Annotated in this window: 25 protein-coding genes, 1 other RNA gene and 1 other annotated feature; of the genes, 3 read left to right on the forward strand and 23 right to left on the reverse strand. The window is 38.3% G+C overall.

The window, feature by feature from the left end:
• Positions 1-6: 6 nt before the first annotated feature.
• From groL to LfDm3_RS04655, 19 genes are all read right to left on the reverse strand, one after another.
• Positions 7-1,632 carry a chaperonin GroEL gene (gene groL, locus LfDm3_RS04570; protein ID WP_010021813.1) on the reverse strand — a complete coding sequence of 542 codons (1,626 nt, stop codon included), beginning with the start codon at positions 1,630-1,632 and terminating at the stop codon, positions 7-9.
• Between the two features lie 32 nt (positions 1,633-1,664).
• The gene (gene groES, locus LfDm3_RS04575) at positions 1,665-1,949 is read right to left on the reverse strand and encodes a co-chaperone GroES (RefSeq protein WP_010021812.1); all 285 of its coding nucleotides are present in this window, start codon (positions 1,947-1,949) and stop codon (positions 1,665-1,667) included.
• A 144-nt stretch (positions 1,950-2,093) separates the two neighbouring features.
• Positions 2,094-2,729, reverse strand: a complete 636-nt coding sequence (locus LfDm3_RS04580; RefSeq protein WP_010021811.1) for a redox-sensing transcriptional repressor Rex — start codon at positions 2,727-2,729, stop codon at positions 2,094-2,096.
• Between the two features lie 151 nt (positions 2,730-2,880).
• Positions 2,881-3,909: a tRNA (adenosine(37)-N6)-threonylcarbamoyltransferase complex transferase subunit TsaD gene (gene tsaD / locus LfDm3_RS04585; RefSeq protein ID WP_039144662.1), complete on the reverse strand. Its 1,029-nt coding sequence runs from the start codon at positions 3,907-3,909 to the stop codon at positions 2,881-2,883.
• A gap of 18 nt (positions 3,910-3,927) precedes the next feature.
• A complete protein-coding gene (gene rimI / locus LfDm3_RS04590) occupies positions 3,928-4,524 on the reverse strand; it encodes a ribosomal protein S18-alanine N-acetyltransferase (protein ID WP_010021809.1) in 597 nt (198 codons plus the stop codon).
• Positions 4,508-5,233: a tRNA (adenosine(37)-N6)-threonylcarbamoyltransferase complex dimerization subunit type 1 TsaB gene (gene tsaB / locus LfDm3_RS04595; RefSeq protein WP_039144520.1), complete on the reverse strand. Its 726-nt coding sequence runs from the start codon at positions 5,231-5,233 to the stop codon at positions 4,508-4,510. Before tsaB ends, rimI begins: the two co-directional genes overlap by 17 nt.
• A 1-nt stretch (position 5,234) precedes the next feature.
• Positions 5,235-6,002: an acyl-[acyl-carrier-protein] thioesterase gene (locus tag LfDm3_RS04600; RefSeq protein ID WP_039144523.1), complete on the reverse strand. Its 768-nt coding sequence runs from the start codon at positions 6,000-6,002 to the stop codon at positions 5,235-5,237.
• 10 nt (positions 6,003-6,012) lie between these two features.
• Entirely contained in the window at positions 6,013-6,894 is an 882-nt protein-coding gene (rsmI, locus tag LfDm3_RS04605; RefSeq protein ID WP_039144526.1) for a 16S rRNA (cytidine(1402)-2'-O)-methyltransferase, read from the reverse strand.
• A gap of 5 nt (positions 6,895-6,899) precedes the next feature.
• Positions 6,900-7,226 (reverse strand): DNA replication initiation control protein YabA, encoded by a 327-nt coding sequence (locus tag LfDm3_RS04610; RefSeq protein ID WP_010021802.1) that lies wholly within the window; start codon positions 7,224-7,226, stop codon positions 6,900-6,902.
• Between the two features lie 13 nt (positions 7,227-7,239).
• A complete protein-coding gene (gene holB / locus LfDm3_RS04615; protein ID WP_039144528.1) occupies positions 7,240-8,265 on the reverse strand; it encodes a DNA polymerase III subunit delta' in 1,026 nt (341 codons plus the stop codon).
• Positions 8,266-8,273: 8 nt separating this feature from the next.
• Positions 8,274-8,600 (reverse strand): cyclic-di-AMP receptor, encoded by a 327-nt coding sequence (locus tag LfDm3_RS04620; protein ID WP_010021798.1) that lies wholly within the window; start codon positions 8,598-8,600, stop codon positions 8,274-8,276.
• Between the two features lie 11 nt (positions 8,601-8,611).
• Positions 8,612-9,262 carry a dTMP kinase gene (gene tmk, locus LfDm3_RS04625; protein WP_039144531.1) on the reverse strand — a complete coding sequence of 217 codons (651 nt, stop codon included), beginning with the start codon at positions 9,260-9,262 and terminating at the stop codon, positions 8,612-8,614.
• A gap of 97 nt (positions 9,263-9,359) precedes the next feature.
• Positions 9,360-9,578 (reverse strand): YaaL family protein, encoded by a 219-nt coding sequence (locus LfDm3_RS04630; RefSeq protein WP_225416838.1) that lies wholly within the window; start codon positions 9,576-9,578, stop codon positions 9,360-9,362.
• 37 nt (positions 9,579-9,615) lie between these two features.
• On the reverse strand, positions 9,616-10,215 hold the full coding sequence (gene recR / locus LfDm3_RS04635; RefSeq protein WP_010021794.1) for a recombination mediator RecR: 600 nt from the start codon (positions 10,213-10,215) through the stop codon (positions 9,616-9,618).
• Positions 10,216-10,232: 17 nt separating this feature from the next.
• Positions 10,233-10,547 (reverse strand): YbaB/EbfC family nucleoid-associated protein, encoded by a 315-nt coding sequence (locus LfDm3_RS04640; protein ID WP_010021792.1) that lies wholly within the window; start codon positions 10,545-10,547, stop codon positions 10,233-10,235.
• Between the two features lie 15 nt (positions 10,548-10,562).
• Entirely contained in the window at positions 10,563-12,362 is a 1,800-nt protein-coding gene (dnaX, locus tag LfDm3_RS04645) for a DNA polymerase III subunit gamma/tau (protein ID WP_039144538.1), read from the reverse strand.
• Between the two features lie 132 nt (positions 12,363-12,494).
• Positions 12,495-12,581: signal recognition particle sRNA small type (ffs, locus tag LfDm3_RS06780), an RNA gene on the reverse strand.
• Positions 12,582-12,628: 47 nt separating this feature from the next.
• Positions 12,629-13,093 carry a nucleoside deaminase gene (locus tag LfDm3_RS04650; RefSeq protein WP_039144541.1) on the reverse strand — a complete coding sequence of 155 codons (465 nt, stop codon included), beginning with the start codon at positions 13,091-13,093 and terminating at the stop codon, positions 12,629-12,631.
• Positions 13,086-13,700, reverse strand: a complete 615-nt coding sequence (locus LfDm3_RS04655) for a class I SAM-dependent methyltransferase (RefSeq protein WP_039144544.1) — start codon at positions 13,698-13,700, stop codon at positions 13,086-13,088. The genes LfDm3_RS04650 and LfDm3_RS04655 overlap by 8 nt, the downstream gene beginning before the upstream one ends.
• 160 nt (positions 13,701-13,860) lie before the next feature.
• On the opposite strand from LfDm3_RS04655, the gene nrdH reads away from it, so the two are divergent.
• The 3 genes from nrdH to nrdF all read left to right on the forward strand — a co-directional run bounded on the left by nrdH (position 13,861) and on the right by nrdF (position 17,360).
• Positions 13,861-14,091 carry a glutaredoxin-like protein NrdH gene (gene nrdH / locus LfDm3_RS04660; RefSeq protein ID WP_010021786.1) on the forward strand — a complete coding sequence of 77 codons (231 nt, stop codon included), beginning with the start codon at positions 13,861-13,863 and terminating at the stop codon, positions 14,089-14,091.
• A 78-nt stretch (positions 14,092-14,169) separates the two neighbouring features.
• On the forward strand, positions 14,170-16,335 hold the full coding sequence (nrdE, locus tag LfDm3_RS04665) for a class 1b ribonucleoside-diphosphate reductase subunit alpha (protein ID WP_039144547.1): 2,166 nt from the start codon (positions 14,170-14,172) through the stop codon (positions 16,333-16,335).
• Between the two features lie 17 nt (positions 16,336-16,352).
• Complete coding sequence (nrdF, locus tag LfDm3_RS04670) at positions 16,353-17,360, forward strand: class 1b ribonucleoside-diphosphate reductase subunit beta (RefSeq protein WP_010021783.1); 1,008 nt, start codon at positions 16,353-16,355, stop codon at positions 17,358-17,360.
• A 48-nt stretch (positions 17,361-17,408) separates the two neighbouring features.
• Here the strand turns inward: nrdF and mprF are convergent, their stop codons facing one another.
• The 4 genes from mprF to rplA all read right to left on the reverse strand — a co-directional run bounded on the left by mprF (position 17,409) and on the right by rplA (position 21,928).
• Positions 17,409-19,991 (reverse strand): bifunctional lysylphosphatidylglycerol flippase/synthetase MprF, encoded by a 2,583-nt coding sequence (mprF, locus tag LfDm3_RS04675; protein ID WP_191978924.1) that lies wholly within the window; start codon positions 19,989-19,991, stop codon positions 17,409-17,411.
• A gap of 123 nt (positions 19,992-20,114) precedes the next feature.
• A complete protein-coding gene (gene rplL / locus LfDm3_RS04680) occupies positions 20,115-20,480 on the reverse strand; it encodes a 50S ribosomal protein L7/L12 (RefSeq protein ID WP_010021780.1) in 366 nt (121 codons plus the stop codon).
• 38 nt (positions 20,481-20,518) lie between these two features.
• Positions 20,519-21,037, reverse strand: a complete 519-nt coding sequence (gene rplJ / locus LfDm3_RS04685) for a 50S ribosomal protein L10 (RefSeq protein WP_039144550.1) — start codon at positions 21,035-21,037, stop codon at positions 20,519-20,521.
• Positions 21,038-21,063: 26 nt separating this feature from the next.
• Positions 21,064-21,179: a sequence feature (ribosomal protein L10 leader region), on the reverse strand.
• Positions 21,180-21,235: 56 nt separating this feature from the next.
• Entirely contained in the window at positions 21,236-21,928 is a 693-nt protein-coding gene (gene rplA / locus LfDm3_RS04690; protein ID WP_010021777.1) for a 50S ribosomal protein L1, read from the reverse strand.
• Positions 21,929-21,991 lie beyond the last annotated feature (63 nt).

The following is a 21,991-nucleotide window of genomic DNA, read 5'->3' on the forward strand; positions in this document are numbered from 1 at the left end:
CTTTGATTACATCATTCCACCCATTCCAGGTTGTTGTGGAGCGGCTGGTTGATCATTATCATTTTTTGGTTGTTCGGCAACAACGGCTTCAGTAGTCAATAGAAGAGCTGAAACAGATGCAGCGTTTTGAAGTGCTGAACGACTTACCTTGGTTGGGTCAACAACTCCAGCGTTGATCATGTCTTCGTACTTACCAGTTAAAGCGTTGTAACCAACTCCTGGTTTTTCATCTTTCAAATGATCAACGATAACTGAACCATCGACACCAGCATTTTCAGCAATCTGTCTTACAGGAGCTTCAAGTGCTTTAACAACGATGTTGATTCCGGTTGCTTCGTCACCTTCAGCAGGGATCTTAGCAACGTCCTTTAAGATGTTGACATATGCAGTACCACCGCCGGGAACAAATCCCTCTTCAACGGCAGCTCTCGTAGCATTTAGAGCATCTTCAATTCTGTATTTACGTTCTTTAAGTTCGGTTTCAGTAGCTGCACCAACTTTGATAACAGCAACTCCACCTGCCAACTTAGCCAAACGTTCCTTCAACTTGTCACGGTCAAAGTCAGAATCAGTGGCATCAATTTGTTGTTTGATTTCATCGATTCGTTTGTCGATTGCTTCTTTGCTACCCTTACCTTCAACAATAGTAGTGTTGTCTTTAGTAACGTTAACTTTGTTAGCTTGACCTAATTGATCAATAGTAGTGTCTTTTAGATCTAAGCCAAGATCAGAAGTAATTACAGTACCACCAGTCAAAGTAGCGATATCTTGTAATTGTTCCTTACGACGGTCACCAAAGCCAGGAGCTTTAACAGCAACTACGTTAAATGTTCCACGCATTTTGTTCAAAACAAGGGTTGGAAGTGCTTCACCACCAATGTCATCAGCAATGATCAATAGTGAACGACCTTGTTGAACGACTGATTGAAGTAATGGCAAAATGTCTTGGATATTATTAATTTTCTTGTCAGTAATTAGAATGTAGGGATTATCTAAGTTAGCTTCCATTTTTTCTTGGTCGGTAACCATGTATTGTGACATGTATCCACGATCAAATTCCATTCCTTCAACAACGTCTAGGCTAGTGTCAACACCACGTGATTCTTCAATAGTAATAACACCATCATTACCAACTTTTTCCATTGCGTCAGCAATCAAGTTACCAACTTTTTCGTTGGCAGATGAAATTGAAGCGATTTGAGCAATATCATCTTTGCTAGTTACTTGATGGCTCATCTTGTGAAGACTGTCAACGGCTGTTCTAGTAGCTTTTTCAATTCCTTGACGAACACCAACTGGGTTAGCACCAGCAGTAACGTTCTTCATACCTTCCTTGACAATTGCTTGAGCAAGAACAGTAGCAGTAGTAGTACCATCACCGGCAACATCATTAGTCTTTGAAGCAACTTCAGATACTAATTTTGCACCCATGTTTTCAAAGTGATCTGGAAGGTCAATTGATTTAGCAATTGTAACACCATCATTTGTAATGGTTGGATCTCCAGCTTTTTCTTCTAGAACAACGTTACGTCCCTTAGGACCCATCGTTGTTTTTACAGTGTCAGCTAATTTGTCAACACCATTTAACATTGAATTTCTAGCATTTTCAGAAAATTTAATCTCTTTAGCCATGATTATCACCTCATATTAATTTATTTTTTTAATTATTTAACGATTGCAAGTAAATCTTTTTCATGCATTACAAGGTATGGAGTACCATCGTATTCAACCTTTGTACCTGCATATTTATCAAACATTACCATGTCGTCTTCTTTAACAGAAGGGGCAACTTTTTGTCCGTTATCAAGAACTCGACCTGCGCCAACAGCGACAACTTTACCCATCTGTGGTTTTTCTTTAGCGTTGTTTGCTAAAACAATTCCACCGACATTTTTTTCTTCTGGTTCTTGCACTTCGACAATTACGCGATCTCCTAATGGTTCTAACACGTTAATCCCTCCAATGAATATCTTTGTTAAATTTTAGCACTTGCACTTATCAAGTGCTAACTTACATTCTTAATATATTATTTTTTTCAAATTATTGCAAGAACTTTGCCCAGTAAAAACAAAAAAGCATCCAAAATTGGATGCTTAATCTTTATCATAATGATCAATAAAATAAATCAATGTTTGTAGTTCATTGGTTAAATCAACATTATGAACTCTGATTTCTTTTGGAACCGATAGTCGAACCGAAGTAAAGTTTAAGATTCCCTTGACCCCAGCCTTAGCCACTTGATCTGCAACCTGCTGAGCAACTTTACCAGGTACCGTAAGAATCACAACACTGATTTGTTGATCTTTCAGTTGTTTAACCAACTGATCCATTGGATAAATAGGAACTCCACCCTGAATGGTATTAACGTTTTTAGGGTTAACATCAAAAGCAGCAGAGATCCGAATATTACTATCCATATGAAAGTTAAAATTCAAAAGAGCGTGTCCCAAATTACCAACACCGATTAAAGCTACATTGGTAAGTTGGTCTTGGTTCAGGATCTTCTTAAAGAACTCTAGTAAACTATCTACGTCGTATCCGTAACCCCGTTTACCAAGGGCACCAAAATATGAAAAGTCACGACGAATGGTGGCAGAATCCACCTGAATCGCGTCGGCTAATTCATTTGATGATATTCGTTTCTTACCACCGTCATGTAAAATATTTAAATAACGGTAGTAAAGCGGCAATCGTTTTGCGGTTGCTCGCGGAATTTTTGTCTCAGCCATTTCTAAATCTCCTATTATTATTGTCGAGATTAATAAGTCACAAGACCAATTCTACCATAAAGAAATTGTTTGTGAAATAATATAAAAATGAAAGCGTCTGAAAAGCCCGACAACGTAGGACAAATTAATTTTTTAATTTGTTATTAACGATTTAATTCTCATTTGGAGCCCATTCAAATTCTAATCCAGGATCAGCATTTAACGAAGCTTTGCCAGCTTCCTGATGGTGCTGCATTGCCGCCGCAGCGGCACCTATCATAGCTGCATTATCACCACATAACTTTAATGGTGCTTTAACAAATTCGACATTTTCCTTACTTGCGACTGAAGCCAGTCGTTCTCTAATCCCATGATTGGCTGCTACTCCACCAGCTAAAATGAACTCTTTGGCAGGATATTTTTCAAGTGCACTTTGTGATTTTTCTGCCAAGACATCCACCACAGCGGCTTCAAAACTGGCCGCTAAATCGTTCTTATTTAGAGTCTTTCCAATCTGATCGGCATGATGAACCGTATTAATAAAAGCACTTTTTAATCCGCTAAAACTAAAATCATAATTATCATCTGCTTCCATAGCACGTGGAAAGGCAAATGTATCCTTACCCTTTTGTGCCATAGCATCGACGGTAGGACCAGCTGGATAATTAATTCCTAGTACTCGTCCAATTTTATCAAATGCTTCACCAGCAGCATCATCCCTTGTTTCACCAATGATTTCGAACTTACCTTCCTTGGGCATCCAAACTAGCTCGGTATGACCACCAGAAACAACGAGTGCCATGGCTGGAAAAGTAATTGGTTTAACAAAGTTAGTTGCGTAAATATGCCCCGCAATGTGATTAATCGGAATTAGTGGCAGATTATGTGCCCAGGCAACCACCTTAGCAGCTGTAACTCCGATCAAAAGAGCACCAACAAGTCCAGGACCATATGTCACAGCGACTGCGGTTAAATCATCGTATGTAACGTTAGCTCGCTGTAAAGCATCATTGATACAAATGGTAATTTCTTCAATATGATGTCGACTAGCTACCTCGGGAACCACTCCGCCAAATCTTTGATGACTCTTAATTTGAGTTGCAACAACATTGGATAAAATTTTATTCCCGTTTTTTATGACGGCCACACTTGTTTCATCACAACTACTTTCAAATGACAAAATCATACTGTTTTCTTGCATCTCACTCACCGTTTCTAACTATCTTCCAAAATTATTTGGGGCTACTTTTTGCTTAGATAGATCTAATTTCATTACTACGGCATCTTCACCATCGTTATAGTAATCCGGATCAATTCCAACTTGAATAAACCCAAGATCACGATTTAAATCTTGCGCCTTAATATTACTTAGGCGAGTCTCAACTGAGACACTTCGTAATTTCATTAATCGTGCTCTTCTAATTACCATCGTTAATAAGAAATAGCCAAGACCACGATTCTGAAACTTTGGTAACACGGCGATGTTTTCAACGTGACAGTTTTTACTATCACGTGAAATGTAACACCCAACAAACGCAATCAATTCATCCGCTTTACGAATCACCATGTATAAACTATTTTTATGTTTTTTTAAATCATTTAAAAAACGTTCTCGATCCCAAGCAGCCTTTTTATCATAAACTTCTTCTTCAACGTTCACAATATCAGGAATGTCGGTAATAGAACCCTTCCCAAAATAGTAATCAGTTCCGTTAATATCCACAATGTGGTTTTGAATCTGAAGTCCTCGTTGAATTTTGGCTTCTTCTTTTTTCTTCAAATTCTTTTTTAACCATGATTCAATTTTTCTCAACATAGGACTCGTTTTCCCTCCCAGGGTTCAACTTTTGCCAGTCGGCTTGTGCTTTAGTTAAACGAAGATAATTAGGATTAAAATTATTAATGTTGGAAACCGGGTCCTGCTTTTCTCCATAAACCCCGATCTTGGCAGCTTGTGGTAAATTATCAATTCCGGTTAAGCTCTTAAAATTCGTTCCAAAATGTGATTTCAAACGATCCACAAAATGATCAACATCACTTCCAACGAAGATGATTGGTTCATTAAATTCGTCAAGCTTCTGTAACCACTTATCAAAATTGATGTGTTGATCTTCAATCACAACCTCGGGACCACTTTGAGAAGTCCGATACAATCCTGTAAACAAATTATCATTTCTACCATCAAAAAGCGGAACCACCAGCTGATGTTCCTTTTGAACGTTTAGGGCAAGTGCCATTAAACTTGAAATACCAACTAAATCAATGTTTAAAGTATCTGCTAACACCTTCCCCACCGTAGTGGCAATCCTAATTCCGGTGTAAGACCCTGGTCCATTACTTATAACAACTCGATCTAAATCCTGGGGAGTTAATTTGGCATACTTAACCAGTTTCTCAACAATGGGCATTAAATATTCCGCATGCTTTCGATGCGTAGTCATGGTAGTCGTTGCCAAGACCCGTTCATCATCAAGAACGGCCACTGTTAGTGGTTGATTAGAGGTATCAATTGCTAAAACATGCATGTTATTTGCTTCCTTTTTTATCCAACTTTTTCCATTTCACTTCAGCAATCGATTTAGTACTTCCATTAACTGAAATATCATGAACAGTTTGAATTTGATTATCGGTATTGATGAACTTACCTCGACTTAACACGGGATCTCCGTACGTAACTTCGTCTTCATATTTGATGCTTACTTCCGTTGGCACATGAGAAGCCAGAAAATCATAAGGCAAGACGTCTACCATCCATCCTATGTATTTAGCATTATTAACATGAGAATTCCAATCAATATCAGTAAAACGAACGTGATACTCGGTTTGCATAATATCATGTTCATCATGAATCTTCGGAATCTTGTTTAACCGTTGAATTCTTCTGACTCGATCACAGTGATAAGGGATGACCATGGCTTCATCCAACTTCACCATTTTTCTCGATTGAATATCCATCATGACCCATAGGCTACCAACATGAACTAATTCATTTCCATCCATATCTCTTACCCAGAACTCACGATATGCAAAGTACTTTGTATATGATGATCCCCTCGTTTGCACTTGAACCTTCTCATGAACCCTCGGTAAACGAGTGATATCCATATCGGTTTGAGCTACCACCCATGTAACCCCATGTTCAATGACATACTGAGTCCCTACTCCAAGTGCAGTGGCTTGATCTTGTGAAATCATGATAATCACATCAGTTAGCATGGATAAGGTCATGTTACCTAAAAGGTTAGTCTCATAGTATTCAACTTCATGATTTTCAGAAAAAATATCTCCAGTCATTTTCTTCCTCTTATTCTAAGTGATGGTATTGATTATAGACATCCTGGCGTACTAACCCATTTTGCTTAGCTACTTTCTTGATTGCAGCATTGGGCTTATCACCATTACTAATCAATTGGTCAATCTGCTCTTCAACCGATAATTGAGCCTTATTTTCATCTGGCTTCATGATTTTAAAACCATTGGGATTACCAGCGATCAGAATCACAAATTCACCCCGGATTTCATTCTCCTTAGACCAGTCTACCAAATCATCAATTCCACCACGCACGTATTCTTCGAATTTTTTGGTAAGTTCTCTTGCTAAAGTTGCTTGTCGGTTACCAAACACTTTCTGCATGTTTATTAACGTCTTTTTCAATCGGTGTGGCGCTTCATAAAAAATCAAGGTCGGATATGCTTGTGCTAAAATTTCCAACTCATCCACTTGTTCCTTTGGCTTCCGTTTTAAAAATCCATAAAACAAAAAGGGCTGTGGTTTAAGCCCGGAAGCAATTAAACTAGTAAGTCCAGCATTAGGACCAGGAACGCTTATCACGGGAATGTCATTTTCAACACATTGTTGAACTAACTCACGTCCGGGGTCACTAATTGAGGGCATCCCCGCATCACTAACCTGTGCAATTGAGGTGCCTGCTCTTAGTTTTTCAATTAATTCCGGTGCACGCTGTTCTGTATTGTGTTCATGAAAACTAATTTGCTTGGTCGTAATGTCAAAATGATTTAACAGCTTCTGCGTGTTTCGGGTATCTTCGGCAGCAATTAAATCCACATCTTTTAAAATATTAATCGATCTAATTGTCATATCATCAAGATTCCCAATTGGGGTGGGGACCAGATACAAGCTGCCAGTATTATGATTTGCAAAACTCTTTTGAACTGATAAATCCACTTGAATTACCTTTCTCCGTATATAATATCGGTACAAAACATACAACTACTGTTACTATCACGCCGTTTGCCATAAAACTGGGTACAAACATGAAACCCTTCATTGTACAATTTCTCTAAATTCTTCTTCGACATTGAAAGTTGTTGCTTCTTTTTATTTTTGCCGTCTTTTCCAGCAATTAATTCCCGAAGATGTTCATTTTCAATTTTCAGTTCTGAATTCTCCTCAATGACTTTATCCACTTCATCACGAAGGTCGCCAATTCTCTCACTCATTAATTCTGATTGCGACTTTAAATTATTAAATTCCTCGTTAACATCTGATTCTTTCAATCGACTTTTACTCCTAACCTTCAATGACTGCTAGACAATTTAGGGTAATAACTTCCAAAATGTTCTGAAAACTAACATTTATATCCTGTTTTCGGGTACTACCTAAAATTGATGTAATGATCGTAATCAATTGTTCATCGGACAATTTGAGTGCCATTTTCTTCAAAGCAGTATACTGATCGCCAAATCCTAAACTATCAGGTTGAGAATCTTTAAATTTTACATCAAAAACGTCCTTAAAAACCTGATAAATCATCTTTAAGGTCATTTGTTGCTCAAAACGTCCCGTGACAAGTGGCATAAAATTGGTTTGAACATTCGTAAAAGCACGATAATCGTCCTCAACTAACTCATTAAACCACCGTTCAACGGTTGCTTTCATCTTGTTAAACCAACCATCTTCAAGCATCTTGTCAAGTGACGCTAAATTGCCAGTTAGTTCTAAGATTAACTGGCTAGATGTTTTAGACAACCCTTTTTTAGTTACGTATTTAATCAGATCATCTTCGTTAATCTTAGGAAATTCTATCAACTGTGTCCTTGAAATAATCGTCGGTAAAATTTTTCGATAATCGTCGGTAAGTAAAAAAGAATTAACTTGTCCGTTCGGCTCTTCGATAAACTTCAACAAGCTATTAGCAGCACTGGTAGTCATAGTATCAGCATCATCAATAATAAAAACCTTTTGATTCCCTTCAACGGCACTCTTAGAAAACTCACGCTTTAAATAGCGAATTGAATCAACTTTGATACTCCGTCCATCAGGTTTTACCATCACAACGTCAGGATGCTCATCTTTAGCAATTCGAATACATTCATTGCAAACACCACAAGGCATGCCATCTTGAACGTTTTTACAAAATAAACGCATTGCAATGGTTTTAGCAACCGCTAGCTTTCCAAGACCGTCTACTCCTGAAAAAAGGTAAGAATGACTAAGATCATTAGCTGTCACCACTCCCATAAAGTGTTGGGTCAGTGATGGCTGCTTTCGTTTTGCTTCATTAATTACGCTTTGCGCAGGATTTTCTTCTACCATTATATTAATTAGAAACGGTTTAGTGATTCCATTGGTAAAATCATCACCGTAGCTCCCCCAACTTGAACTTCAACTGGGTAAGAAGTTTCGCTAATGCTACCAGCTAAACTAACGGGTGGTGTCATGTACTGCTTTCTGGTTTCACAAGTTGACTTAATGATATCTAGAATCTCGTCAACTTTGTCATCTTGAGCACCAATTAGATAGGTAACGTTCTTAGCCTTTAAAAATCCACCCTTAGTAGATAATTGGGTGGCCTGAATCTTATGTTTGATGAATTCAGATTGTAGTTTAGCTGCGTCCTTATCCTGGACAATTGCAATAATTAGTTTCATGGCTGATCCTCCTATTTGTTCTTATTAAAATAATTTCCTGCTCGTTTATATAATACGGAAAGTACTTGATTTACTACTTCATCAATTGGTTTGGTAGCATCAATTTTGATAACACGCTTAGGATCCCGCTTAGCGATACGATCATAGGCATCATGGACCCTAACGTAAAAATCATGCTCCTGAAGGTCAAGCCGATTAACTTCACCACTTCGATGCTTGGCAATGCGTTTCAAACCAACATCAACGGGAACATCAAAGTAAATCGTCGTGTCCGGCATGAGTCCCTCAGTAGCAAATTGATTCATGTCCAAGACGGCTTTTTCGCCAAGCTCACGACCACCACCCTGATACGCAATTGAACTATCAAGATAACGATCACACAACACTAATTGGTTGCTTTTTAAAGCTGGTAAAATGATTTTTACCAAATGTTCCCTTCTGGCAGCCGCAAATAAAAGTGCCTCACATCGATCATCCATATCAGTCTCATCTTTATTTAAAATGACCTTTCGAATCTGTTCTGATACAGGATTTCCACCTGGCTCGCGAGTAGTTAACAATTGCTTACCAAGGGCTGGTTTGATCTCATCAACCACCTGGTTTAAAACCGTAGTCTTACCGGCTCCATCAGTACCTTCAAATGTAATAAATTGTCCTGTCATATTCGATTCATTCCCAGCATTTTTGCTATTTTCATTGTACTTTAAGTTATATTTAATGTCTATTTAAAAAGCCAGCTAGTGTTTAGCTGGCTTGCGTTTAGTTTTCGTATACTGATGGCTGAATTCGATCATTTTTAATGTTACGTTTCCGTGCTTGACGATACATAAACATGTATTTTTGTTTGGTCAACATCGTCTGAGCAAACAAGTGATTATCTGTCTCAGAAACAGCTTGTTCAGTCTGGACCGCTTGATCCCAATCATTTTTTAAAAAATTAATCGTATCTAACAACTGGTCATCATAATTTTGTTTCATAGAACTATATCTAAATAAAGAAAACATAGCTAATTCCTCACATTTCAGTTCGTCCCGAAACTGCCTTAGAAAGTGTCATCTCATCTGCATACTCAATGTCGCTTCCGACAGACAATCCATGAGACAATCTGGTAACTTTAATTCCAGCTGGTTTGATTAACTTTGCTAAATACATTGCCGTAGCTTCTCCTTCTGGAGTGGCATTGGTGGCAATGATGACTTCTTTAACTTCTTCATTTTTCTGCAAGCGTTTGATAAGCGAGCTGATGTTGATGTCCTCGGGACCCTTTCCCTCAATTGGTGAGAGAACCCCATGTAAAACATGATAAAGACCGTTGTAATCCTTCATCTTTTCCATGGTCATAACGTCTTTAGACTGTTCCACAACCATAATCTTGCTTTGATCACGGGTTGGATCGGAACAAATCTCACATGGATCTGTCTCGGTAATGTTGCCGCAAATTGAACAAAAACGTAAGTCATTTTTAGTTGAAGTCAAAGCATCCGCAAAGTTTTTCACGTCAGTTTTATTCATATCAACCGTATAGAAAGCCAATCGGGTAGCCGTTTTTCTGCCAATTCCTGGTAGATGCATGTAACTATCAATCAGCTTAGCAATTGGTTCTGGATATTGCATTTAAATCCCTTCTTCTACTACATGCCAGGAATATTCATTCCCTTAGTGTACTGACCCATTTTATCTTGGGTATCCTTTTCAATTTTTCCTAAAGCATCATTAACGGCACTGATCACCAAGTCAGAAAGCATGTCAGGATCATCAGGATCAATGGCATCTGGTTTAACGTTCATGTCTTTCATCTTACGATCACCGGTAAAAGTAACGGTTACCATATCTTCAGGTGCTTTACCGACAAATTCACTCTTTTCAATTTCAGCCTGTTCAGCCTGCATCTTTTGTTGCATTTTTCTGGCTTTTTGCATCATCTTACCCATATTCATTCCGTTCATTATTATTTCTCCTTTTTAATCGTCTTTAACATTAATTATATCATTACCAAACATTTGCTTGGCTTGATTAAGGGAATCATTATCTTTTTTACCCTTTGTATCTTCAGGTTGTTCATCACTTGAAGCATCAGGAGCATCGGAATTGGTCTCTGAATTATTCGCTTCTGACTTGTCAGCTCCTGATCGGTGCTTCTTTAGATAATCACTTCTAATTTGAGGCCACTCATCATTTGGAACAAATACCACGGTGGGAACAAAACCGAGAATCCGATCGAGCCCATTTTGGAGGGCATCCATTAGATCTCCATCAGTTCCAGCTTTTTGGTACAAAAAGCCATAATCAAACGCAACTACAACACCTTGATCACTTGCCGCAACAGGATTAGAAACGTGCATTACAGCTCGTTGAGTGACTGAAAGCGACTGCAACAGCTCCTGCCAAATGTCTTGGTAAGCCGTTAGGTCTTTCCTGGTAGCCTTGCCCAATACCTCGTAGACTTTAGTAAGGTTTACCTGAACTTGCTTATTAGAACCTTGATGATGAACTGACTTGGACTTAGTGACATTTTGATCCTTAGTCTCATTAACGGGTGACTTCTTTTTTGAGCCACTCAGTTCAGATTTTAACTCCGAAACCTGGTTTTTGAGATCTGAGAGTTGCTGTTCAAGTTCCTTAGTCCCGCTAATTTCACCATGATCCTCATCTTTTGAACCGACAACTGTCCCAGATTTCTTGGCGTTAGCAAGTTTAACCGTTAGTATATCAAGATAAACATCAGGATGAGATGAATAACGCATCTGATTTTGAACATCACTCATAATTTCAACGTACTGATAGATTAGTTCACTACCGATTTCGCCAGCAATCTTTTTAAAATTGCTGCCCAAAAGTCCTAACTCACTCTTTTGGACCATTTCGGGATCTTGATGATAAAGCAAAATATTCTGACAATAATCAACTAAATCTTCAATAAATTGATTAGCGTCTTTCCCATCATCTAAAATTTCTTGAACCATTTTTAATCCCGTTTGAACGTCAGAATTAAAAACAGCTTCAATGTATGACTGTAGCTTATCCCTAGTTACACTTCCAGTCACGGAAAGTGCACTCTCATAAGTTACCTTATCATTACTATATGAAAGGGCTTGATCTAAGATACTCAATGCATCCCGCATTCCACCTTCAGCACTTTTAGCGATTACCTTCAGGGCTTTATCATCATAATCGATGTTCTTTTCTGAAAGAATGTATTCCATTCGCTTTAAGATGTCACTAGCTTTAATCCGCTTAAAATCAAACCGCTGTGTCCGTGAAATAATGGTAGCCGGAATCTTTTGTGGTTCAGTGGTCGCTAAAATAAAAATCACGTGTTCTGGTGGTTCTTCTAATGTTTTAAGAAGGGCGTTAAAAGCCCCCGTTGATAACATATGAACTTCATCAATGATATAGACCTTATACTTCCCTTCGGTGGGAGCATACTTGGCCTTATCACGAATATTTCTAATCTCTTCAACTCCGTTATTGGAGGCGGCATCAATTTCAATGACATCGTTAAATGCACCCTTGTTGATAGCTAAACAGGTGGCACATTCGTTACATGGTTCTCCATCTTTTAAGTTAGGACAGTTAACCGCTTTGGCTAAGATTTTAGCTGCCGAAGTCTTTCCTGTTCCTCTGGGACCCGTAAATAAATACGCATGGCTAATCTGATTAGTTATCAATGCGTTTTTTAAAGTTTGAGTAATGACCGGCTGGCCAACAATTTCATCAAATCTTTGTGGACGCCAAGTCCGATACAGTGCTTGATAACTCATGAAATGCTTCCTTTCATTGAAAGTTGGTACCATCAATTATTATATATTGAAAATTGATGAAATGCTAATAACTTTAAACCTCAATTTTTCCAAAAAAAATCTCCCAGTCAAACGACTAGGAGTTTAATTTCTAAAAACGAGAAGCACAAGGCAAAAGATACTTAGTGCTGCTTCCTTCCGGACCTGACACGGTTCGTAAGTCCGCCCTTGCTTCAGGGCCTTACGGCATTAATTATCATAACCGAAAATCCATCAAATGTCTAGAATTATTTCCGATGTTTCCGCTTATCTTTAAAGAATTTTTTCATGATAGCACCTGCTTGAGCGGCTCGCAAACCACTTGAAACCCGAACCTGATGATTTTGTCTGGGATCATTTAAAGTGTGATATAAGCTTTCCACTGCTCCTGCATTTTCATTTTTAGAACCATAAACCAATCTTTTAATTCGAGTGTTAATAATTGCACCCGCACACATCAAACACGGTTCAACGGTCACAAACATTTCACAGTCATTTAACCGCCAACTTTTTAGATTAGCACACGCTTCTTCAATCGCTACGATCTCCGCATGCTCCGTTCCCATTTCAGTGTGTTCACGCAAGTTATGTCCCCTTCCAACAATTTGATCATCTTGGACAATGATTGCTCCAATAGGAACCTCTCCAATGATGGCGGCATGATTGGCTTCAATTAGAGCTTGATCCATAAAATACGCGTCGTTTTTATTCATCAGCGGCAGCCTTTCTACTCTTTAAAAGATAGTATCCCTTATCGCGTTTAACGATTTGAACGTTGCCAAAGATTTGTTTCATAAGCTTCTTAGCGGACGGAGCTCCCTGTTTCTTCTGTAAAACCACCGTTAACGTCCCATCGTCTAGTAAATGATCATACGATCCGGTGATCATCTCATCTACCACTTTTTTCCCAGCACGAACGGGTGGGTTGGTAACGATCCCAGCATATTTTTGGGTGACATTCTGATACCCATCAGAGGCAAAGATGTCAACATTACTGATCTGATTCAACTCAGCATTCTGTTTTGCAAGGGACAAGGCCAGATTGTTAACGTCGACCATGGTAAACTGACGTTCTGGATGAGTTTTAGCTAAGAAGATCCCAATCGGACCATAGCCACATCCCATATCCAGAATCGGCCCTGCAGGCATTTCGTTAATATCAACGTTCTTAATTAAAACTCGTGACCCATAATCAACCGTATTTTTAGAAAACACACCGTTGTCCGTTACAAAACTTAGCGTGGTCTTTAATAAAGAAAAGTTCCAATGTTTTTCCTCATGTTTAACATCAGGATTTGCGGTATAATAAAAATTGTTCAAATTTAACACATCCTAAAAAAATTAATATTTAAAATTACAAGCACTACATATAGCGTCCTTTCATCATCATTTTCACTATATGTAGTGCTTTTATCTGTTGAAAATTCCGATTTTTGAGAGTAAACTCATCAAGTGAACGATATCAAGGAGATGAAACAAAATGAAAAAAATTACTGTATTTACCAAAAATAATTGTATTCAATGCAAGATGACAAAACGTTTTCTTAGTGAACATAACGTTGATTTTGTTGAAAAGAACACATCTGAGAATCCAGAATACGTGGATTATCTAAAGGGTGAGGGATTTCATGCTGTACCAGTTGTTGAAAGTCAATCACTCGATGCATTCAGCGGATTTCAACCTGAACAATTAAAAAAGCTCGTTGGTTAATTGTTGTACTTATAGTATAGTACAAAACCAACATTCACGATATTTTCGCATGACACGATTAAGGGAGAATAGTCTAATATGTCTTTAAAGGATTTGCACGATGTTACGTATTACAAACTAAATAATGAAATTAATATCCCTGTCGATGGCCGGATTCAACTGGAAAAAGATCAGGAAGCACTGAAGGCTTTCTTTAAAGAAAACGTTAATCCGAATACCGTTAAGTTTGATTCGTTAAAAGATCGTTTTAATTACCTAATTAAGCATAACTACATTGAAGAGGGTTTCGTCAATAAGTACCCATTTTCATTCATTGAGAAGTTATACAAGTATTTGGATAGTCAAAATTTTCACTTCAAATCATTCATGGCTGCTTACAAGTTCTATGCTCAATACGCAATGAAAACTGACGACAACTCCATGTACTTAGAAGGCTACATAGATCGGACAGCAATGAACGCATTGTTTCTAGCTAATGGTGACCAAAAATTAGCTATGAATCTAGCTGATGAATTAATTCATCAGCGTTTTCAACCTGCCACCCCTACTTTTTTGAACGCTGGAAAGAAACGTCGGGGTGAGTTGATTTCATGTTTCTTACTTCAGACCACCGATAACATGAATACGATCGGTAGAACCATTAATTCAGCTCTTCAATTATCCAAAATTGGTGGAGGAGTTGGAATTAATCTTTCTAACCTAAGAGCTGCTGGTGATCCCATTAAACACATTCAAGGAGCAGCCAGTGGTGTTCTTCCAGTAATGAAGTTACTAGAAGATAGTTTCACCTATTCCAACCAACTAGGCCAAAGAAACGGTGCTGGGGTTGTTTATCTTAGTGTTTTCCATCCTGACATCATTCAATTCTTGGGAGTTAAAAAGGAAAACGCCGACGAAAAAATCCGAGTAAACACCCTTTCACTTGGTGTGGTTGTGCCAGATAAATTTTATGAGCTCGCTAAAAATGATGATGATATGTACCTATTCAGTCCATATGATGTTGAACGTGAGTATGGAGTTCCCTTCTCATATGTTGATATTTCTAAAGAATACGACAATATGGTCAAGAACAAGAACATTTCTAAGAAAAAGATTCGAGCTCGTGAACTTGAAACCGAAATCGGAAAACTACAACAAGAATCTGGCTATCCATACATTATCAACATTGACACCGTTAACCGTGATAATCCGGTTGACGGCAAGATTGTCATGAGTAATCTGTGTACCGAAATTCTCCAGGTTCAGACACCTTCCATCGTTGACGATGAACAAAACTACGAACAGTTAGGAACCGATGTCTCATGTAATCTGGGCTCTACTAACGTAGTGAACCTCATGGCATCACCAGACTTCGGTAAATCAGTTGAAGCCATGGTGAAAGCTCTAACCTTCGTTACCGATCACTCATCAATTAACGTGGTTCCATCAGTTAAACACGGAAATGAACTAAGTCACTCAATTGGTTTGGGAGCCATGGGTCTTCATTCATATTTTGCTAAAAATCATATGTACTATGGCTCACCTGAGTCCATTGAATTTACCAGTACCTACTTTATGCTTTTAAACTACTGGACCCTGAAGGCTTCTAATCAAATGGCTAAGGATCGCGGAAAAGTTTTCCATAATTTCGAAAAAAGTAAATATGCTGATGGATCTTATTTCGATCAGTACACTACCAAGAGTTGGGCTCCAAAGTCAGATAAAGTAAAATCACTGTTTGATGGCGTCTTTATTCCAACCGAAAAAGACTGGAACGCTTTAAAACAATCAGTCATGGAGTATGGTCTCTACCATCAGAATCGCATGGCCGTAGCTCCTAATGGTTCAACTGCTTACATTGGGGATGCAACAGCAAGTTTGCATCCGATTGTTCAAAAAATTGAAGCACGCCAAGAATCAAAGATTGGAACCATTTACTACCCGGCTCCATACCTTTCAAATGACACCATTCCTTACTATGAATCAGCCTATGACACTGACATGCGTAAAGTAATTGATGTTTACGCTGCCGCTCAAAAGCACGTTGATCAAGGAATGAGTTTAACCCTCTTTATGCGTTCAACCATTCCAAAGGGTCTTTATGAATGGAAAGATGGTAGAAGTGACAAAATGTCAACCAGAGATTTAACGATCCTTCGAAATTATGCTTACAAAAAAGGCATTAAATCACTCTATTACGTGCGAACCTTTACTGACGATAATACTGAAGTTGGTGCCAATGAATGTGAAAGCTGCGTAATTTAATCCTTAGGAGGAAATACATGGACATTAATAAAGTCTTAACCGGAAAGTCAAAAGGAAACTACAAAGCGATTAACTGGAATTCTATTGATGATGAAATTGACAAAGCTACCTGGGAAAAATTAACCGAGCAGTTCTGGCTTGATACTAGAATTCCACTATCAAACGATCTAAAGGACTGGCGTTCACTTGATGATGATCACAAATGGATTGTTGGTCACGTCTTTGGGGGGTTAACTTTACTGGATACCCTTCAGTCTCAAGACGGAATGGCAGCCCTTCGAAAAGATGCGGTAACGCAACATGAAATTGCGGTTTTAAATAACATTCAGTTTATGGAATCAGTACATGCTAAGAGTTACTCTTCAATCTTTTCGACTTTGAACACCCCTGATGAAATTGATGAGATCTTTCATTGGAGTGACACAGAAGAATTTCTTCAAAACAAAACCAAAAAAATCTATTCACTATACCACGATGATGGACATCCACTTAAAAAGAAAATTTCAAGTGTCTTTCTTGAAACATTTCTTTTCTATTCTGGATTCTATACCCCTATTTGGTATCTTGGTCATAACGAACTTCCAAACGTTGCTGAGATCATCAAGTTGATTATTCGTGACGAATCCGTTCATGGAACTTACATTGGTTATAAATTCCAAGTTCAGTTCAATCAATTAGGAGAAAACGAACAAAACGACTTAAAAGATTGGATGTATAACTTTTTGTACGATCTTTATCAAAACGAAGAAAAGTATACTCATCTGCTTTACGATCAAGTAGGGTGGACTGACGACGTTTTAACCTTCATTCGTTACAATGCCAACAAAGCATTAATGAATCTAGGACAGGATCCAATGTTCCCCGACACTGAGGAAGATGTTAATCCAATTGTTATGAACGGAATTTCAACGGCAACGGTTAACCATGACTTCTTCTCACAAGTGGGTAACGGTTACCGTCTAGGAAACGTAGAAGCTATGAGTGATTCCGACTATGATATCGGTGATAAGAAAAACAAAAAATAGTTTTCAAACAAAAAAGGAGTTTCAGAATTAATTCTGAAACTCCTTTTTTTATGGAATATTTTCTTCTACATTTTCAATCGTAGGTCGTTCACTAACTACTGACAATAGCTGTAGCATCGTGAATACCAACGAATTGTCTTTTCGGTATACGAAGTACTTGGAGACCCAATTATCAACGTATTTTTGCTTATAAGAACGCAATCCTTGGAAGCTATAGAAAGCATCACCATACTGGTAAATCAAATGGGCAATCTTCTCATTAATAAAACTAAACTTCGATTCACCCACGTTAGCAAGCGGAGCCATTCCAAGGTTAAACCACTTATAACCCTCATCTTGAGAATACTTAAACAGGTGAATAAAAATTCCGTCCATGATTCCAGAAGGTGCATCGTTTCCTGATCGCATCAAATCAACCGACGTCATAACTCGATCACCAGTTGGCATGATATTAGCGAAGGCAACAATCTTCCCCTCCTTATCCCTGATAACAGCGATCGGAGCCTGATTCAAGTAATAAGGATCAAAGAAGCCCAGCGAAAAGCCCTTTTCATCACGACCATTCAACCATTCATCAGAGATACGTTTAAATTCAGCCATCTGCTCTTTAGGAAATGGTGGATCTAGAACCTCAAAGTGGTAACCTTCTCGATCAAATTTATGCATAAGAGCTCGCTCGCCACGATGTCGTTTTCCAGCAAGTGAAAAATCAGTGAGATTAACGTGACCTTCTTCACCCGCTTTAATGAAATCAAAGCCCTTCTCATGAAGCAACATCGTTAACGATTCTCCAACTTCATAAAATACTAGGGTGAAATCCGCTTTATCGGCATCACTCATAAATTGATCAATGGCAGCATCCAACTTGTCTTGATTACCAATTGGTTCCCCCATCACAATTAACTTGTTGGCCTTTTGCTTATACATAAAGATCACTTCGTCTTCACTGTCCTCAGCGTAAAAGTAAACTTTCTTATCACGTAGAAAGACCAGGTGACTAACTTCATTTCCAACAAACTTATCAATCACATTTCGAATCCTAACTTCATCAAATGGTTGATTTAACCACGGAATCCGCGCGTATGTTAGATACTTATAGAGCATAAATAAGATAATAAACGCAATAATAATTCCAATAAATCCAGTTAACCAAACCTGCTGGGAAGGTAAGAGGTAGACATTCATCATTTTAATTGGACCACGACTGGGAAGATGATGATTGCTCATGTAGATCCCAATAATGGAGTAAATTAAGAAGGTCCCGATGAAGATCACTCCATCGAAAATGGCGTTCCCCCATGAATAAGTTAACTTCTGGCGATACATTCCTTTCCTTGATAACCACAAGCAAATAATGATAAAACCAAGTAAAAGCGTCAACTTTAAGGGAAAGTCTTCCTTCCAAAGCGTGTTCGCAATGGCAAATACCAAAATGATAACGGTTGGCCAGAAGGCTTTGTGGACCCGTGAACCCACTCCACGAGCTAGCCCGATCAATAAAATTCCAATAATCACGTTGGACAGTTGCCCCAAGAAGAATAAAGTGTAGGGTGCAAGTGACACATAAAGTGGATTGACCAAAGCCAGATTAGGAATGGTAGCGTACACAATCATCATGATTCCTGAGAAATACATGAAGATAGTGATGATAATCTGAGCCGATCTGTGAATAATCGTTTTAGGAATATCATCAAGAAAGTTGTTAATCCGAGTTCCCATTTCACTGAAGAAAAGGACCACACCAACGAAGAATGGTAAGAAGTAGTAGAAGACACGGTACAAAAGGACCCACACAGCAGCCATTGTCGGTGAAACTCCAAGTAAACTCAAGCTTCCGATCATCATCGTATCAAAAGATCCCAAACCACCAGGAAGCATCGATACAACTCCAAAAACATTAGCAGCAATAAAAATTGGAAAAACGTTCCAAAGATTAATATTAAGTTTCATGAAATAACCAATAATCAAGAAGAGCATGGCACAACTACCCCATTCAAGGCATGAACCCAGAATAAGTTGAAGCTCTCTCTTTAAAGTTAAGTCACTGAAAAACTCGGAATTACTAAATCTGGTAAATAAGAAGACTACTGGAAAATAAATCCCACCACCAACTAGCCAAATCCAATCCTTGGCATACTGGGACCCGATCCCAAAGCCAAAGATCAAAACTAGCGAAACTAGACAGTACGTGGAAAGTCCTGCCAGTAAAAATAAAGCAATTTTAGAAATCGCATATAAAACCTGCTTCTTGGTGGCGTCCTTACTGTAAAACATCGCTCTTAGACTGGCACCTAGAAAACCACCAAAACCAGCAATGTTAGTAAACGAATTAACGATCCATCCACTTTTGACTATGTAAGATGGTTTAAACTTACCAGGCAAGAATTCCGTGATGGTAAAGTCGTAAATTAACATTGGTAACACGGCCACGAATCCCAGAATCGTTAAAATAATCAGGGTCGTTGGCGACTGAGATGCTAAACTTTCTCGCATCTGCTTTCCATTAATCTCTGAAAGGACGTGCGTTGCTTCATAAACAACAAATACAAGGACTAACGCAACGAAAATCCCTTTAATCCAATTCGAATATTTGTTATAGAAATCCATAACTTTGTTAAATGCTTTTTTCAATTGTTAACCCCCAAAATTGGCTAACTTCATTCTCTCAATTTTTATCACATAAAACAACTTTATTTACACAAAATTAAAGCAAAAAAAAGAACGTGCTTAGGCACGTTCTTTTTTGGGTGTAAACTACTTAAGAGTTACAGTAGCACCAACGGCTTCAAGCTTATCCTTAATGTCGTTAGCATCTGCTTCTGAAGCGCCTTCTTTAACAGCCTTAGGAGCACCGTCAACTAAGTCCTTAGCATCTTTTAAGCCAAGACCAGTGATATCTCTAACTGCCTTGATAACCTTGATCTTTTCTTGACCTGCTTCAGTAAGTTCAACATCGTATGAATCTTTGGTAGCACTGTCGTCACCGGAAGCACCTGCAGCAGCAACTGGGGCAGCTGCTGAAACATCGAATTCATCTTCGATTGACTTAACTAAGTCATTTAATTCAGTAATTGAAGCTTCTTTTAATTGAGCAATAATATTATCTTTATCAAAAGCCATTTTAATTTCCTCCTATTAGGACATTTAATTTATTTTTATTAAGCTGCATCACTGTCGTCACCATTGTCATCTTTATCAACAACAGCATTAACAGCATAAGCAACCTTACGGATAGGATCTTTCAAGATATTAGCAAGAGTTGAAAGCAATTCTTCACGGCTTGGTAGAGCAGCAAATTCATTGATTTCATCAAGTGAAGCAATCTTACCTTCGATAATTCCACCCTTGATTTCAAGTTCTGGATTATCATCAGCAAAATTCTTCAAGATCTTGGCAGGAGCAACTGGGTCTTCATCAGAAAATGCAACGGCAGTTGGTCCAACAAAAGTATCCTTTAAATCTTTAACGTCGGCTTTATCAGCGGCACGTTCCAAAATTTTGTTCTTAATAACACTCATTGATACATCATTATCACGTAGTTGTTTACGTAAATCAGTATCTTGAGCAACACTTAAACCACGATAATCAACAACAATTGCTGATACGGCTTTTTGAAATTGGTCAGCAACTTCATCAACCTTCTTGGCTTTAGCATCAATAACGTTCTTTCTTGGCATATTATTTCACCTCCCAATGTATTTTGGGACTTAATAAAAAATCCCTATGTTCGCCAAAACATAGAGAAAGAGTGTTTTACTCCTCGGCAGGCATAATTAAGGTTAAAACCACCTGAGTCTTAGGCGAATCATATTCAACTAATAATCTATCATAACGATAAATATTAGTCAATTAGGGATTATTTAATTAGTTAGTAACTAAAATGATTCAGGATCAACAGCGACACCCGGTCCCATTGTTGATGAAACAGAAATGTTACTAATGTAAGTTCCACGAACAGATGCTGGACGATTCTTAACAATCACATCATTGATGGTGTTAAGGTTTTCAGCCAACTTATCTGCATCGAATGAATCTTTACCGATCGCAACTGCAACGTTTCCATCACGGTCAGTTCTGTAAGTAACCTTACCGGCCTTAGCATCAGAAACCGCCTTTGAAACATCCATGGTAACAGTTCCAGTCTTAGGGTTTGGCATTAATCCTTTAGGTCCTAATACACGACCTAAACGACCAACTTGAGCCATCATATCAGGAGTGGCAATTGCGACGTCGAAGTCGAGCCATCCATCTTGAATCTTTTGAGCTAAGTCATCGTCACCAACGTAGTCAGCACCGGCATCCTTAGCGTCTTGAGCTTTTTCACCCTTAGCAAATACTACAACAGTTTGATCCTTACCAGTACCATTAGGTAAAACTACGGCACCACGTAATTGTTGATCAGCTTGTTTAGTATCAACGTTTAATTTGTAGACAACTCTGATAGTGTCATCAAAGTTAACTGCATCTAATTTTTGAACTAATTCTACAGCATCTTGAGCAGAGTACTTTTTACTCTTATCAATTTGCTTAGAAGCATCTTCGTACTTCTTACCTCTCTTACGAGCCATTGTGTCTTCCTCCTTGCAATTGTGGTTATAACGGAATTTCCTCCCACTAGCACACTATCTTTC

It is taken from the genome of Fructilactobacillus fructivorans, from assembly GCF_000814735.1.
GTDB lineage: Bacteria > Bacillota > Bacilli > Lactobacillales > Lactobacillaceae > Fructilactobacillus > Fructilactobacillus fructivorans.